General features: G+C 69.2%; 13 protein-coding genes. 3 read left to right on the forward strand and 10 right to left on the reverse strand.

Annotated features, from left to right (window positions below; translation table 11 throughout):
• Nucleotides 1-65: 65 nt before the first annotated feature.
• The 7 genes from J2Y58_RS07640 to J2Y58_RS07670 all read right to left on the reverse strand — a co-directional run bounded on the left by J2Y58_RS07640 (nt 66) and on the right by J2Y58_RS07670 (nt 5,951).
• Nucleotides 66-419 (reverse strand): iron-sulfur cluster assembly accessory protein, encoded by a 354-nt coding sequence (locus J2Y58_RS07640; protein ID WP_310100987.1) that lies wholly within the window; start codon nt 417-419, stop codon nt 66-68.
• Nucleotides 419-895, reverse strand: coding sequence for an SUF system Fe-S cluster assembly protein (locus J2Y58_RS07645; protein WP_310100991.1), 477 nt, complete (start codon nt 893-895; stop codon nt 419-421). The genes J2Y58_RS07640 and J2Y58_RS07645 overlap by 1 nt, the downstream gene beginning before the upstream one ends.
• Nucleotides 892-2,103 carry a cysteine desulfurase gene (locus J2Y58_RS07650; protein ID WP_310100994.1) on the reverse strand — a complete coding sequence of 404 codons (1,212 nt, stop codon included), beginning with the start codon at nt 2,101-2,103 and terminating at the stop codon, nt 892-894. Before J2Y58_RS07650 ends, J2Y58_RS07645 begins: the two co-directional genes overlap by 4 nt.
• Nucleotides 2,104-2,146: 43 nt before the next feature.
• Nucleotides 2,147-3,211, reverse strand: a complete 1,065-nt coding sequence (locus J2Y58_RS07655; protein ID WP_310100997.1) for a SufD family Fe-S cluster assembly protein — start codon at nt 3,209-3,211, stop codon at nt 2,147-2,149.
• Complete coding sequence (gene sufC / locus J2Y58_RS07660) at nt 3,208-3,951, reverse strand: Fe-S cluster assembly ATPase SufC (RefSeq protein ID WP_310100999.1); 744 nt, start codon at nt 3,949-3,951, stop codon at nt 3,208-3,210. The genes J2Y58_RS07655 and sufC overlap by 4 nt, the downstream gene beginning before the upstream one ends.
• A 78-nt stretch (nt 3,952-4,029) precedes the next feature.
• On the reverse strand, nt 4,030-5,493 hold the full coding sequence (sufB, locus tag J2Y58_RS07665) for a Fe-S cluster assembly protein SufB (protein ID WP_310101002.1): 1,464 nt from the start codon (nt 5,491-5,493) through the stop codon (nt 4,030-4,032).
• Nucleotides 5,494-5,495: 2 nt separating this feature from the next.
• Entirely contained in the window at nt 5,496-5,951 is a 456-nt protein-coding gene (locus tag J2Y58_RS07670; protein ID WP_310101004.1) for an Rrf2 family transcriptional regulator, read from the reverse strand.
• A 291-nt stretch (nt 5,952-6,242) separates the two neighbouring features.
• Here J2Y58_RS07670 and J2Y58_RS07675 point away from each other — a divergent pair, with 291 nt between their 5' ends.
• Entirely contained in the window at nt 6,243-7,268 is a 1,026-nt protein-coding gene (locus tag J2Y58_RS07675; RefSeq protein ID WP_310101007.1) for a quinone-dependent dihydroorotate dehydrogenase, read from the forward strand.
• 6 nt (nt 7,269-7,274) lie between these two features.
• On the opposite strand, the gene J2Y58_RS07680 is transcribed toward J2Y58_RS07675, so the two are convergent.
• Nucleotides 7,275-9,053 (reverse strand): gamma-glutamyltransferase family protein, encoded by a 1,779-nt coding sequence (locus J2Y58_RS07680; RefSeq protein WP_310101010.1) that lies wholly within the window; start codon nt 9,051-9,053, stop codon nt 7,275-7,277.
• A 145-nt stretch (nt 9,054-9,198) separates the two neighbouring features.
• Here J2Y58_RS07680 and J2Y58_RS07685 point away from each other — a divergent pair, with 145 nt between their 5' ends.
• Nucleotides 9,199-10,950, forward strand: a complete 1,752-nt coding sequence (locus J2Y58_RS07685; protein WP_310101012.1) for an AMP-dependent synthetase/ligase — start codon at nt 9,199-9,201, stop codon at nt 10,948-10,950.
• A gap of 135 nt (nt 10,951-11,085) precedes the next feature.
• On the opposite strand, the gene J2Y58_RS07690 is transcribed toward J2Y58_RS07685, so the two are convergent.
• Nucleotides 11,086-11,379 carry a GIY-YIG nuclease family protein gene (locus J2Y58_RS07690; protein WP_405053078.1) on the reverse strand — a complete coding sequence of 98 codons (294 nt, stop codon included), beginning with the start codon at nt 11,377-11,379 and terminating at the stop codon, nt 11,086-11,088.
• 130 nt (nt 11,380-11,509) lie between these two features.
• Entirely contained in the window at nt 11,510-14,431 is a 2,922-nt protein-coding gene (locus J2Y58_RS07695) for an insulinase family protein (protein ID WP_310101013.1), read from the reverse strand.
• A 169-nt stretch (nt 14,432-14,600) separates the two neighbouring features.
• Between J2Y58_RS07695 and J2Y58_RS07700 the strand changes: the two genes are divergently transcribed.
• Nucleotides 14,601-15,368: an aspartyl/asparaginyl beta-hydroxylase domain-containing protein gene (locus tag J2Y58_RS07700; RefSeq protein WP_310101016.1), complete on the forward strand. Its 768-nt coding sequence runs from the start codon at nt 14,601-14,603 to the stop codon at nt 15,366-15,368.
• The last annotated feature ends 16 nt before the right edge of the window (nt 15,369-15,384 follow it).

A 15,384-nucleotide genomic window follows, 5' to 3' on the forward strand; every position in this document is an offset into this window, starting at 1 on the left:
GGACGATGAATTATCCTGCGTCGGTCATGATGCGGTCGTCCCTGCCTGCGCCGGAATATCGCGCGTCAGACCGTGAAGCTCTCGCCGCAGCCGCAGGCGCCCTTGGCATTGGGATTGTTGAAGACGAAGCCGGCGGTGAAATCGTCCTCGACCCAGTTCATCGTCGACCCGATCAGATACAGGATCGACCCGCCGTCGACGAACAGGACGCCGCCCGGCGTGTCGATCCGCTCGTCCATCGGCTTGGCCTCCGTGACGTAATCGACCGAATAGGCGAGCCCTGAGCACCCGCGGCGGGGAGTCGACAGCTTGACGCCGATCGCGCCCTCCGGCGCCTTCGCCATCAACTCCGCGATGCGTGCCTCGGCGGTCGGGGTGAGCAGCAGCGGCGCGGGGCGCTGGCGCAGCGTGGTAGCCATCACAGCATCCCCAGTTCGAGCCGCGCGTCGTCCGACATCTTCTGCGGATCCCATGGCGGATCCCAGACGAGATTGACGTCGGCGAAGGCGATGCCGGGCACCGCCGCGACGCGCATCTCGACTTCGCCGGGCATCGACTCGGCGACCGGGCAATGCGGGGTCGTCAGCGTCATCGTCACCGCGGCGTGACCGTCCTCGGTCACCTCGACGCCGTAGATCAGCCCGAGATCGTAGATATTCACCGGGATTTCGGGGTCGAAGATGTCCTTGAGCGCGTCGATCACCGCCTCGTACAGCGCACCGCCTGGTTCGTGCGGGGCATCGCCGGACGGCTTCTGTGCGAGGAAGCCGGACAGATAGTCGCGCTGACGCTCGCCGCCCGGCTGATCCGGGCCGCTATCCACCGCGTCGGAGACCTGCGCGCGCGGCGGCTTGTCGACCGCCTCGACGGTTTCGCTCCTGACCCCATCGCTCATCCGAAAATCCTCTTCACTCGCTCGATCCCGACCGCCAGCGCCGCCACGTCTTCGGGGCCGTTATAGACCGCGAAGCTGGCGCGCGCGGTCGCCTCCACGCCCAGCGCGGCCATCAGCGGCTGCGCGCAATGATGCCCGGCGCGAATCGCGACCCGGCTCTCGTCCAAGATGGTGCCGATGTCGTGCGGATGCACCCCCTCCATGACGAAGGAGACGATCCCGGCGCTGTCGTCCGGCCCGAGCACGCGGATCGAATTGACGTGCGCCAGCGCGGCGCGCGCCTCGCGTACCAGCGCGGTTTCGTGGGCGTGGATCCGGTCGAGCCCGATCGCACGGACGTAGTCCACCGCCGCCGACAGGCCGAGTGCGCCGACGATATGCGGCGTCCCCGCCTCGAACCGTGTCGGAGCGGGAGCATAGGTGGTGCGCTCGAACGACACGCGGTCGATCATCGAGCCACCGCCCTGATACGGCGGCATGGCGTCGAGCAGCTCGGCACGCGCCCAGAGCACGCCGATGCCGGTGGGGCCGTAGAGCTTGTGCCCCGAAAATACGTAGAAATCGCAGCCGAGCGCCGCGACGTCGACCGCGAGGCGGGGGACCGCCTGACAGCCGTCGATCAGGATCTTCGCGCCAACCGCATGCGCGATCGCGCTCGCCTTTTGCACGTCGAGGATCGAGCCGAGCACGTTCGAGACGTGCGCCAGCGCGACCAGCTTGTGTTCGGGACGGATCATCGCCGCCATCGCGTCCAGGTCGATGCGGTGATCCTCGGTCAGCGGGATCACGTCGATCGCCGCGCCGACGCGCTCGGCGACCATCTGCCACGGCACGATGTTGCTGTGATGCTCGAGCATCGACAGCAGGATACGGCCGCCGGGCTTGAGGTTCATCGCCGCATAGGAGTGGGCAACGAGGTTGATCGCCTCGGTCGCGCCGCGCACGAACACGATTTCGTCGGCCTTGGCGCCGATCAGGCCGGCGACGTTGGCGCGCGCCGCCTCATAAGCGAGCGTCATGTCGGCGGAGCGCTGATACACGCCGCGATGGACCGTGGCGTAGGAAGTGTCATAGCCGCGCGCGATCGCATCGATCACGACCTGCGGCTTCTGCGCGGTCGCGGCGGTGTCGAGATACGCCCAACCCTCCGGGATCGCGGGAAAATCCGCGACCAGATCGAGCGGGCGGTCGGTGACGGTCACGCTCATGATCGCGCCCGAATGTTGCGAATGTTGAGACGCTGGCGGGGTATCACAACGCGCTCTCCAGCCACGCATCGGCATCGGCGGCGAAGGCGTCGCGGACGGTCTCGTCCGCGATACGGTCCAGCGCGTCGGCGACGAACGCCTTCGTCAGCAGCGCCTTGGCGCGGGCTGCGGGGATGCCGCGGCTTTCCATGTAGAACAGCGCGCGGGCATCGAGTTCGCCGACCGTCGCGCCGTGCGCGCACTTCACGTCGTCGGCGAAGATCTCCAGCTCGGGCTTGAGGTTCACGGTCGCGGTGCGGTGGAGGAGCAGTCCCCGCAAGCTCTGTTCGCCGTCGGTCTTCTGCGCGTGGCGCGCGACCTCGACCGCGGCGGCGAGGCTCGCCTGCGAGTGATCGGCGGCGACCGCGCGCCACAATTGGTGCGACTGACCGGTCGGCTCGGCATGGCGGACGCGGACCGCACATTCCTGCCGGAGCCGGTCGCGGGTCAGCAGCGCGCCGCCATATTCGGCGTAGCCGCCCTCGCCCGCCAGCGTGATCGCGGCATCGATCCGCACGCCCTGATCGCCCGCGGCGAGCATCGTACCGACGAGGCTGGCGCCCTCGCCCAATTCGGCCTCGTCACGGATCGTGACGAACCCCGCGGCCTGCGTCATGCGCACCGCGCGCATCAGCCGCGCGGCCTTGCCAAGCCGGATGCGGGTGTTGCGGTTCGACCAACCGGCACCGACGAACGTTTCGACCACCTGTGCGGAGGTATCGGAGCCGAGCACGATCTCGGCAGCGACGTGGTTGTCGGCGGCGGTGGCGACATGGACGACCTGCACCGGATGCGCGACCGCCTGATCGTCGAGGTGCAGCGACCAGCCGGCGGTGGCGCGCTTGCCGAGCGCGTGGGTGCCGGGCGTCAGGTCGCCAACACGGACGCGGTGCAGGTCGCTGGCATTCTCATCGAGCACGCCGTCGACGAACAGCAGCTTGGCGCCGGGCAGGTCGAGAAACTGCGCCTGCGGGCGGGCGATCGGCGCCAGCGCGGCGGCGGCGGCAATCCCGCCGAGATCCGCCCAGCGCCACGCTTCCTCGCGGTTGGAGGGAAGGTCGAGCGTCACGCCGCGACCTCGGCATAGCCCTGACGCTCCAGCTCGTGTGCCAGCTCCGGGCCGCCGGTGCGGGTGATACGGCCGTCGGCGAGGACGTGCACGCGGTCGGGCTGCACATAGTCGAGCAGGCGCTGATAATGGGTGATGAGCAGCACCGCCTTGGTCGGCTGGCGCATGATGCGGTTGATGCCGTCGCCGACGATGCGCAGCGCGTCGATGTCGAGCCCGGAGTCGGTTTCGTCGAGGATCGCGAACGCCGGGTCGATGATGCCCATCTGCACCATCTCGTTGCGCTTCTTCTCGCCGCCCGAAAAGCCGACGTTGACGGGGCGCTTGAGCATGTCCTGCTGGAGCCCGAGCACATCGGCCTGCGCGCGGGCGAGCTTCAGGAACTCCGCCCCCGACAGCGGCTTCTCCCCGCGGCTGGTGCGCTGGGCGTTGAGGCTCTCGCGAAGGAACTGGACGTTCGAGACGCCGGGGATCTCGACCGGATATTGGAAGCCGAGGAAGACGCCGGCGGCGGCGCGCTCGTGCGGCTCCTTCTCCAGCAGATCCTCGCCGTTGAAGGTGATCGCCCCCCCGGTCACCTCGTACCCGGGGCGACCGCCGAGGACATAGCCGAGCGTCGACTTGCCCGCGCCGTTCGGTCCCATGATCGCGTGGATCTCGCCCGCATTTACTTCGAGCGAAAGGCCCTTGAGGATTTCCTTGCCGTCGATTTCGGCGTGGAGGTTTTCAATCTTTAACATCGTCATCCCGGCGTAGGCCGGGATCCCGTCCCGACCGGTGTAACTGGACCCCGGCCTTCGCCGGGGTGACGGAAGGGATTACCCCACCGAACCTTCGAGGCTGATCCCCAGCAACTTCTGCGCCTCGACCGCGAACTCCATCGGGAGTTGCTGCAAGACCTCGCGCGCGAAGCCGTTGACGATCAGCGCGACCGCCGCCTCCGCATCCAGCCCGCGCGACATGGCGTAGAAGAGCTGGTCCTCGCTGATCTTGCTGGTCGTCGCCTCATGCTCGATCTGCGCGCTGGGGTTCTTGACCTCGATATACGGCACGGTGTGGGCGCCGCACTGGTCCGACAGCAGCAGCGAGTCGCATTGCGTGAAGTTGCGGACGTTCTCGGCGGTCGGTGCAACGCGGACGAGGCCGCGATAGGTGTTGTCGGAGCGACCGGCGCTGATCCCCTTCGACACGATCGTCGACTTGGTATTCTTGCCCAGGTGGATCATCTTCGTGCCGGTATCGGCCTGCTGACGGTTGTTGGTGACCGCCACCGAATAGAATTCGCCGACCGACCCGTCGCCCGCCAGCACGCACGACGGATATTTCCAGGTGATCGCGCTGCCGGTCTCGACCTGCGTCCAGCTGACCTTGCTGTTTTTGCCCTGACAGAGCGCGCGCTTGGTGACGAAATTGTAGATGCCGCCGACGCCGTTCTCGTCGCCGGGATACCAGTTCTGGACGGTGGAATATTTGATCTCGGCATCGTCGAGCGCCACCAGTTCGACGACCGCGGCGTGGAGCTGGTTCTCGTCGCGCATCGGCGCGGTGCAGCCTTCGAGATAGGAGACGTAGGCGCCCTCGTCGGCGACGATCAAGGTCCGCTCGAACTGGCCGGTGTTCTCGGCATTGATGCGGAAATAGGTCGACAATTCCATCGGGCAGCGCACGCCCTTCGGCACGTAGACGAACGTGCCGTCGGAGAAGACCGCGCTGTTGAGCGTCGCGAAGTAATTGTCGCGCTGCGGCACGACCTTGCCCAGCCACTTGCGGACGAGGTCGGGATATTCGCGGATCGCCTCGCTGATCGACAGGAAGATGACGCCCGCCGCCTTCAGCTCGGCGCGGAAGGTGGTGGCGACCGAGACGCTGTCGAACACCGCGTCGACCGCGACCTTGCGCGCGCCCTCGACCCCCGCCAGCACTTCCTGCTCGGCGATCGGGATGCCAAGCTTCTCATAGGTGCGGCGGATTTCGGGATCGAGCTCGTCGAGCGAGGCGATCGTCTTCTTCTGCTTCGGCTCCGCGTAGTAATACGCGTCCTGATAATCGATCGGGGGGACGTTGAGCTTCGCCCAGTCGGGCGCCTCCAGCGTCTGCCAGAGGCGGAACGCCTTCAGCCGCCAGTCGAGCATCCACTCCGGCTCGCCCTTCTTCGCCGAGATGTAGCGGACGGTATCCTCGCTCAGCCCCTTGGGCGCGAAATCCTGCTCGACCTCGGTCGCGAAGCCCCATTCGTACTTCTTGGCGACGGCGGCATGCGCCTCGGCGTTCTTGGTGGCCATGATTATGCCTCAACCTTCATCTGCTGCTGCGCCAGCGGCGCGTCGGCGGCGAGTTGCGCCAATGTGATCCCCGCAAGCGCACCGCGGACGGCGCGATTGACCGCGCCCCAGTGCGGCTTCACCCGGCAATTGCCCTCGATCGCGCAATCGTGGTTCGCCGCATCGACGCACGAGGTCATCGCGATCGGCCCCTCGACCGCCTCGACGATGTCGGCCAGCGTGATCGAGACGGGCGGGCGCGACAGCCGGATACCGCCGCCGGTGCCGCGCGCACTGTCGATCAGCCCCGCCGCCGCCAGCTTGCTGACCAGCTTCTGCGCGGTCGGCAGCGGCACGCCGGTTTCCTCCGCCAGCACGGTCGCATTCTGCCGCGCCAGCCCACCGCCCACATCTCCACTGCGGCGGGTAGCGGCGCTGAGCAGCACCACGGCGTAATCGGTCAGGCTGGACAGTCTCATGACGGGCGCATCAGTTGCGAACCACTCTCAAATCGGATCAGATCGTTCCGATTGGGCAGATGGTCGCTTTGGCGCTGAAAATCAACCGTTCCGACGGGCACAAAAAAAGGGCCCGGCATCGCTGCCGAGCCCCTTCAGGAAAGAGACTTCCCTGCGGAAGCCCTTCGGGTCGCAAGAGCCTTATGACGCTGATTCGGCTCCCAAGATTGGATAGATGCGACGCGAGCGCCAGCAAAACTTACAATTTCCCGGCGCTTGATCTCGCGTCGCCGTGGGGCGAAACGCATCCGCATGGCCGACCTGCTTTCCCGCGTCGCACGAACGCTCGATCCCGAAACCGCGCATATCTGGGCGATCCGCGCGCTGGGCGGCTGGGGCAAGGCGGGCGCGCCGCTGGCGGGGGCGATGCCGCGGCTGGGAACGCGGGTGGCGGGGGTGAGCTTCCCCAATCCGGTGGGGCTGGCCGCGGGGCTCGACAAGGATGCACGGGCGGTGTCCGGGCTGATGGCGCTGGGTTTCGGCTCGGTCGAGGTGGGCACGCTGACCCCGCGTGCGCAGCCGGGCAATCCGCAGCCGCGGCTGTTCCGGCTGAGCGAGGACCGCGCGGTCATCAACCGCATGGGGTTCAACAACGGCGGGCTGGCAGCAGGAGTGGCGCGTGCCGCCGCCGCCGATCGCCGCGGCGGCGTGCTGGGGATCAACGTCGGCGCGAACAAGGACGCCGCCGACCGCGTCGCCGATTACGTCGCGGGGGTCACCCGGGCGGCACCGGTGGCGGATTACGTGACGATCAACGTCAGCTCGCCCAACACGCCGGGGTTGCGCGATTTGCAGGCGGGCGCGGCGCTCGACGAGCTGCTGGCGGCGTGCGTGGCGGTGCGCGGGGCCACGCCGTTGTTTCTGAAGATCGCGCCCGATCTCGATCGCGCCGGGATCGACGGCGTGGCCCGGGCGGTGATCGACCGCGGGGTCGACGCGCTGGTGATCGGCAACACGACGATCTCCCGACCGGCGTTGCGCAGCGCACACGCCGCGGAGACGGGCGGTCTGTCGGGCGCGCCGCTCCGATCGCTGGCGGCGGCGAAGCTGGGGGAAGTGCGCGCGGCGACCGGCGGACAGGTGCCGCTGGTGGCGGCGGGCGGGATCGACAGCGGCGCGGAAGCCTATGCGCGGATCAGGGCGGGTGCTTGCCTGGTGCAGCTCTATTCGGCGCTGGTTTACGAAGGGGCGGGGCTGCCGCGGCGGCTGGTCGGAGAATTGGCGGCGTGCCTGGCGCGCGACGGCTTCGCCAACGTGGCGGAGGCGGTGGGGGCGTAGCGCCGCCTACCGCTCCACCGGGGCGGGTTCGATTGCGACCTTGCCTTCGCGACGCGGGTCGTAGCCGCCGTCGAGGCGACCGTCGCGCAGGATGATGCCGTGAAGGCCCGAATCCTCACCCTGACCGGCGCGCACGACGATGCCGCGCGCCGCGAGGCCATCGCGCACCGCGGGCGGGAAGCGTGACGCCTCGCCCTGGAAGCTGTCGCCCCGCGCGATCAGATTGGGGAGCGCCAGCGCCTGCTGCATCGGCAGCTTCCAGTCGACCGCGCCGACCATCGCCTTGCCGACATAGGCGAGGATCGCGTTGCCCCCCGCCGAGCCGAGCGCGCCGACGAACCCGCGGCCCGAATCGAGCATCACCAGCGGCGTCATCGACGATCGCGGGCGCTTGCCGGCCGCCACCGCATTGGCGGCGGGACGGCCGGCGGCGTCGCGCGGGCTGAACGCGAAATCGGTCATCTGGTTGTTGAGGAAGAAGCCGTCGACCATTCGCCCCGATCCGAAGATCGATTCGACGGTGGTGGTGATCGACACGACGTTCCCGCGCGCATCGCCGACGATGAAGTGCGAGGTGCCGGTCGGCTCCAGCGTACGGTCGGCACCGGCCACGGGCGCGCCCGGCGGGGTGCCGGGAACCGGCGCGGGGCCGGCGCGCGTGCCGATCGCCGTCGCGCGCTGCGCCAGATACGCCGGGTCGAGCAGCCCGGCGACCGGCACGTCCACGAACGCCGGGTCGCCGACGTAGCGGTCGCGGTCGGCGTACATCAGCCGGCTCGCCTCGGCGAAGAGAAACCATGCCTGCGGATCGTCGGCGCTGCGGGTGGCGATGTCGGTCCGCTCGAGCAGCCCGAGCAGCTCGAGCAGCCCGACGCCGCTGGCGGGCGGTGGCGGCGCGCAGACGATCAGCACGCGGTACGGCGCGCACACCGGCTCACGCACCACCGGGCGGTAGCCGGCGAGATCGGCGAGCGTCATCGTGCCGGCGAGCGGCCCCTGCGTCGTCCGCGCGACGATCCGCCGCGCGGTCGGGCCGATGTAGAGCGCGTCGGCCCCTTCGTTGGCGAGGCGCGACAGGAAGGCGGCATAAGCCGGGTTGCGGAGCCGGTCGCCGGCCTGAAGGAGCCCGCCGCCCGGGCGCGCGAAATAGGCGCGGACGTCGGGGGCGCTCAGCTCGGCATAATCGCCGCCCAGGAAGCGTGCGAGCCGGGGCGAGACGATGAATCCCTCGCGCGCGGTGCGCTGCGCATCGCCGAACAGCGTGCGCCACGGCAGCCGGCCATGTTCGCGCTGCACCATCGCCAGCATCGCGACCGCGCCGGGCACGCCGGTCGCGCGCCCGCTGAGCACGGCCTGCGCAAAGGGCAGCGGGCGGCCGCCGTCGTCGAGAAACATGTCGGGCGTGGCGCCGGCGGGGGCGGTCTCGCGCCCGTCGTAGACGCGCACCTGTCGCGCCGCCGCGTCATAATAGGTCAGGAACGCGCCGCCGCCGACGCCGGAGCTCTGCGGCTCGACCAGCGACAGCATCGCCTGCACCGCGACCGCGGCGTCGATCGCCGAGCCGCCGCGGCGAAGCACCGCCATGCCCGCGTCGGTCGCGAGCGGGTTGGCCGAGACGACGAAGATCTGCGGCCTCTGCGCCGCCACCGCCGACGTGGCCGGCGCGACCGCGGCGTGCGGCGCGGCGCAGGCGCCGAGCAGCAGCACGGCGGCGGACAGGAAGGAGCGGATGCGCGTGGTGCGGTGCCTGGTGCCGGTCATCGCCACCCGCGATAGCGTCGGCACGGGACAGCGTCCATGCTGGCGCGGCGACGAATTCCTTGGCATGACGCGGGCACCATGACGCAGGGGAAAGGGCGATACGCCCGCCCGTGGAGAGAGGAACGCTGTCATTACCCGCCGGCTCGAACATTTTCCAAATCTGGTCACGATGTTCTTCACCCGCGCGGCGGAGAAGGGCGACGCACCGTTCCTGTGGCACAAGCAGGACGGCGCCTGGATGTCGATCAGTTGGCGCGAGGCGGCCGAGACGGTGGCCCGGCTGGCCACCGCATTCCGCGCGATCGGGCTGGAGCGCGGCGACCGTGTGATGCTGGTCAGCGAGAACCGCCCGGAATGGTGCCTGTCCGACCTGGCGATCATGGCCGCGGGCTGCGTCACCGTGCCGACCTATACGACCAACACCGAGCGCGACCACGCGCATATCATCGAGAATTCGGGGGCGAAGGCGGTGATCGTCTCGGCCGCGAAGCTCGCCAAGGTGCTGATGCCCGCCATCCTGCGCTCGATCCGGCCGCAAATGCTGATCGGGATCGACGCGATGCGGCTGGGGCAGACCGCGATCGACGTCCACGACTGGCGCACGCTGATCGACCGTCACCCCGCCGAAGTCGCGACGGTGGCGGCGCAGGCCGATTTCGCGCGGGCCGATCTGGCGTGCATCATCTATACCAGCGGCACCGGCGGCGCGCCGCGCGGGGTGATGCAGCACCACGGCGCGATCCTGCACAACGTGGGCGGCTGTTCCGCGGTGGTCGCGGAGGATTTCGGCTGGGGTGACGAGGTATTCCTGTCGTTCCTGCCGCTGAGCCACGCGTATGAGCATACCGGCGGGCAGCATTTCCCGATCGGGATGGGCGGGCAGATCTATTACGCCGAGGGCATCGACAAGCTGGCCGCGAATATCGAGGAGGTGCGCCCGACGATCATGTTCGTGGTGCCGCGGCTGTTCGAGGTGCTGCGCACGCGGATCAGCAAGGCGATCGAGCGGCAGGGCGGCCTGCCCGCCAAGCTGCTGGCGGCCGCGCTGGACATCGGGGCGAAGCGGGACGCGGGAACGTTGCGGCTGGCCGACCGGCCGAAGGCGCTGCTGGTCGATACGTTGTTCAAGCCGAAGATCGCGCGCAAGTTCGGCGGGCGGATGAAGGCGATGATCTCCGGCGGGGCGCCGCTCACTCCGGAAGTGGGCGTGTTCTTCCAGTCGCTGGGGGTGACGTTCCTGCAGGGCTATGGCCAGACGGAGGCGGCGCCGGTGATCTCGTGCAACCGGCCGAGCGCCGGGGTGACGATGGATTCGGTCGGCCCGCCGCTCGCCGAGACCGAGGTGCGGATCGCGGAGGACGGCGAGATCCTGGTGAAGGGCGAGCTGGTGATGCACGGTTACTGGCGCAACGAGGCGGAGACCGCGCGCGTCCTGAAGGACGGCTGGCTGCACACCGGCGACATCGGCGAGATCGACGCGGGCGGACGGATCCGGATCACCGACCGCAAGAAGGACCTGATCATCAACGACAAGGGCGAGAATGTCGCGCCGCAAAAGGTCGAGGGACTGCTGACGCTCCAGCCCGAGATCGGACAGGCGATGATCGCGGGCGACCGGCGCCCGCACATGGTGGCGGTGCTGGTGCCCGACGCCGAATGGACCGCGGATTGGGCCGCGGCGCACGGCAAGGCGGGCGCGGTGCTGGCGGAGGACCCGGCGTATCGGAGCGCGTTGCAGGCGGCGGTCGATCGGACGAACGCGATGCTGTCGGTCACCGAACGCGTGCGGCGGTGGATCGTGGCGGACGAGGCGTTTTCGATCGAGAACGAGCAGCTGACGCCGAGTTTGAAGATCCGGCGGCATGTGTTGCGGCAGGTATACGGGGCGCGGCTGGATGCCCTGTACGGGGTGGGGGGGTAGGCACGTCGTCGCCCCTGCGGAGGCAGGGGCTTATCGCTCCATCCTCTCGCCGTGCCGTGAGTCATCGCTCGATCGCGCGGGCAGCGTGTTAGGGCAACAGACATAGGCCCCTGCCTACGCAGGGGCGACCATAAATCACATTTTGATGTCGTCCCGCAGGTCACGCCAATCGGGGTTGACGCTACCGATCAGGTTCAGCGTCCGCGCGCGTTTCCACTTCTTCAGCGCCTTCTCGCGAATGATCGCGTCCAGCATCGTGTCGTGCCTTTCGACATAGACCAGCCGCGCGAGCCCGTGCTCCTTGCAGAAGTCGGAGCCCCTGCCGTCGCGGTGCTGCTGAATGCGCGCCGCCAGATGCGCAGTGACACCGATGTAGAGCGTGCCACTCGCGGTGTTGGTCATGATGTAGACCCAGGCCACCCGCGGCACCTCCTGTGGAGAGAGCAATAGGCCCCTGCTTGCGCAGGGGCGACGAGATTAGGTGGTTACATTCGATCATCAAGCCGTCGCCCCTGCGGAGGCAGGGGCCTATTGCTCTATCCTTGCACGCTGCGCCGGCCTACTTCGCCCCCGCCCCCTTCGGCACCACCGCCATCGTCCAGTCCTTCTCCGGCTTCAGGTATTTCGCCGCGGTCGCCTGCAACAGCGCCGGGGTGATCGTCGTGAAGTCGCTGACCAGCGTTTGACTCGCCTCGATCCGCTTCGGGTCGAACGTGCCGCCGCTGGTCTGGAGCAGCCAGAACTGGTTCCCCGACGACGCGCGCGCCATATACTGCAGCATCGGAACGATGGTGCGGCGCAGCTCGTCGTCGGTGATCGGGGTCGTGACCAGTTCCGACGCGATCTGGCGCGACAGCTGGAAGAACAGCGGCACCTTGTCGGGCGCGACCTTGCCGATCGCGATCAGGCGGCCGCCGCCGGGCTGGCCGACCGGCCACTGGCTCTGCGCGCTGGGCGAATAGCTGGCGCCCGCCGCCGAGCGCAGCCGGTCGAACAGGCGGTCGGCGAAGACCGCCGCGAGCACGTCGAGGCGGCGCTGCTCGGCATGGTCGGCGGAGCCGCCGCCGGTCGGCCAGGCGATGACCGCCGCGGCCTGGTTGTCGTCGCCGTCGTGGGTGCGGATCACCGGCTGCGCGACGTGCGCCGGGAAGCGTACCGTGGGGGAGCGGGGATCGTCGGGGCGGCGGGGCTTCAGCGCGCCGAAGCTCTTGGCCACCGCCGCGATCGCCTCGTCGGTCTTCACGTCGCCGAAGACGTCGACCTCGATCGGACCGGTGGCGAGCAAAGGCTGCCACAATTTCTTGAACGACGACGCGTCGAGCTTCTCGATCTGCTGGAGCGTGGGCAACCCCCAGCGCGGGTCGCCGTCGCGCAGCAACCCTTCGAGATCGCGTGCGAGCACGCCGTCGGGCGACGACGACAGCCCGGCATAGCCCGCCAGCATCGCCGCGCGCGCGCGCGCCACCGGCGCGGCATCCCAGCGCGGCGCGGCCAGCTTGGCGGCCATCAGCGTGAGGTTGTCGGCATAGTCGCCCGGCGTGGTCTGCGCACCGAACAGGAACGCATCGTCGCCGATGTCGAAGTCGAGCCCCATGCGCCGGCCGGTGGTCAGCTGGTCGAGGTCGCTCTGGTTCAGCTTGCCGATCCCGCTGGCGATCAGCGCGTTGTCGCCGGCCCACGCCGGGGTCGAACGATCGGCGGGAAGCGCCTGATAGCCGCGGCCGAAGCGGACGCGGATATAGACGCGCCCCGTCTCCGATCCATTCGGATAGATCAGCGCGCGCACGCCGTTCGCGAACGTCACCTGCTCCATCGGCGGGTCGCCGACCCGCGCCTGCGCGACGACCTTGCCCGGCTGGCCGAGCTTCGGCACGCGCGAGAAATCGACCGCGGCCTGCTGCGTGCGCTTGCCCGCCAGCTTCGACACGTCCGCCTTCATCGCCGCCGCCAGCCGCGCCGCCGCGGTCGGATCGGCGGTGCGGGTGTTGACCATTGCGCGGTTCGCGTCGCCCTTGAACAGGCGGTTGGTCGATTCGATCATCGCCGCGGGGGTGAACATCCCCTTCTCGCGCGCCTGACGCAGGATGTCGTAACTGGTCTGCGGCCCGGCCACCGTCTCGCGAATGTCGAGCGCGCTGACCATGTCGTCGGCCTGCTTGGCACCGGCCTCCACGCGTGCGGTGTCGACGTCGTTCTTCATCGCGGCGTCGAATTCGGCCAGCTCGCGGTCGATCTCGCCCTGCGTCGGGGGCGTGACCATCGCGTCGGCGATTACCGCGCGCACGTCCTTGAGCGCGGCCTCCCAGTCGTTGCCGATCGGGATCACGTTGGTGAAGGTGCCGTTCGCCGAGCGCGAGACGTCGTCGAGGTTGACCGAGGCCTGGAGGAAGCTGCCCCCGGCGCGCGCGCGCGTCTCCAGCCGGCGGTTGATGACGCGCAGCGCGAGCTGGTCGACCATCCGCTTCTGATTGAAGACGATCGTATCGCTCTGGTACTTCCACGGGCGCAGCACCGCGGTGGCGACCACCGGGGGCAGCGCAGGCTCGGCGATCGTCTTCGCGATCGGCTCTCCCGCCTTGGGCGTGCCGAAATCGGGGTCGGCCGGGTCGGCGCCCTTGCCCTGCCAGCCGCCGAAATTCTTGACGACCAGCCGCGCGGCGACGTCGGGATCGATGTCGCCGGAAATGATGACGACCGCGCGCGACGGGCGGTACCATTTGTCGTGGAACGCCTGAACGGTGCCGGGCACCGCCGCTTCGAGCGTCTTGATCGTGCCGATCGGCGAGCGGTTGGCGAGCGGTTGCCCGGCGAAAAACGTTTCGCGCAGCGCGTCGCCGTAGCGGACCTGCGGCCCTGGCGCCTCGCGCTGCTCGGCGAGCACCGCCGGCCGCTCGGCAGCGAGCCCGGCGTCGGTGATCGCGGGTGCGGCCATCATGCCGGAGAAGATCTTGAGGCTTTCGTCGAGCTTCACGTCGGTCGCGCCGGGCAGGTCGAGCTTGTACACGGTCTGCGTCGGCGTGGTCGACGCGTTCGAATCGCTGCCGAAGGTCGCACCGAAACGTTGCCACACGCGCTTCGCCTCGCCGTCGGGCACATATTTCGAGCCGCGGAACGACAGGTGCTCGATTAGGTGCGCGAAGCCCTGCTCGGCATCGGTTTCGTAGAGCGAGCCCGCGTCGATGCGGACGCGCACCGCCACCTGCCCCGGCGGCACCGCATTACGGCGGACGGCATAGCGCAACCCGCTGGGCAGCTTACCGAAATGCCAGTTGGTGTCGGGCGGGATGTCCGAGTCCGCGAACAGCCACGGGCGCGTGTCCACCGTGATCGGCGCGGCGGCCTGCGTCGGGATGCCGCGCGTGGCGACGGGGCCGTTGGGGGTCGCGCGCCGCGCGCGCTGCTGCGCGGGGAGCGGCAGCGCGACCGAGACGAGGAGAAGGGCGACGAGCGGCTTCGCGAGCACGCGCGAATAAGGATGCATGAGAGCGAGTGTAGGGAGCGGCACGCGCCGCGGCAACGCCCGCGCGCCTTTCTTGGCCCGCGTCGCGCCACGTTCTGGCCGCGAAACGCCACTACGGCACCGGCTGCATCACCGTGGCGAAATGACGAAGAGATTGATGGCCCACCGAATGTTGAAGTCGGACGCAGCCATGACCCGTGCACCTGGCGGCGGCGCCCCGTCCCGCGCGGCGACGGTCCGGCCGTGGTCGGTGCGGGTCGGCAAGCGGCTGCGCGGAACGTTCGACCGGTTGATCGAGGGATCGTCGCTGGTGTCGAACGCGCCGGTGCTCGACGTGCGCGAGTTCGCCTGGACCGCAACGCTGCGCCGGGACTGGGCCGCGATCCGCGACGAGGCGCGCGCGGTCGCGCTGGCCGCCGACGCGGCGCCGAGCCTTGCCGCGATCTCCCCGGATCATCGTTCGATCGCCACGCCGGACAAGTGGCGGTCGTTCTTCCTGTGGGGCTACGGCTATCCGATCGACGACAATCTCGCGCGCTGCCCACGGACCAGCGCGGCGATCGCGCGGATCCCGGGGCTGACCTCCGCCTTCTTCTCGATCCTGGCGCCCGGCACGCATATCCCGCCGCATCGCGGGGTGACCAAGGGGCTGATCACCTGCCACCTCGCGCTGATCGTGCCGAACGACGGCGACGTCAGGATGCGCGTCCACGACCGGGTGGTGCGCTGGTCGGAGGGCGAGACGCTGGTCTTCGACGATACCTACGACCATGAGGTGTGGAACGACACCGGCGGCACGCGGGTGGTGCTGCTGATCCAGTTCGAGCGACCGTTGCGACGGCCGGGGAAGTGGTTTGCGGACCTGTTCCTGGGGGCGGTGAAGCGATCCGCGTTCGTGCAGGAAGCGCGCGCCAACGTCGCGAAGTGGAACGCGGCGGTGGCGAAGCTGGACGGCTAAGGGCTCGCGCGGCAGC

Source organism: Sphingomonas sp. BE138 (genome assembly GCF_031456125.1).
Classification (GTDB): Bacteria; Pseudomonadota; Alphaproteobacteria; order Sphingomonadales; family Sphingomonadaceae; genus Sphingomonas.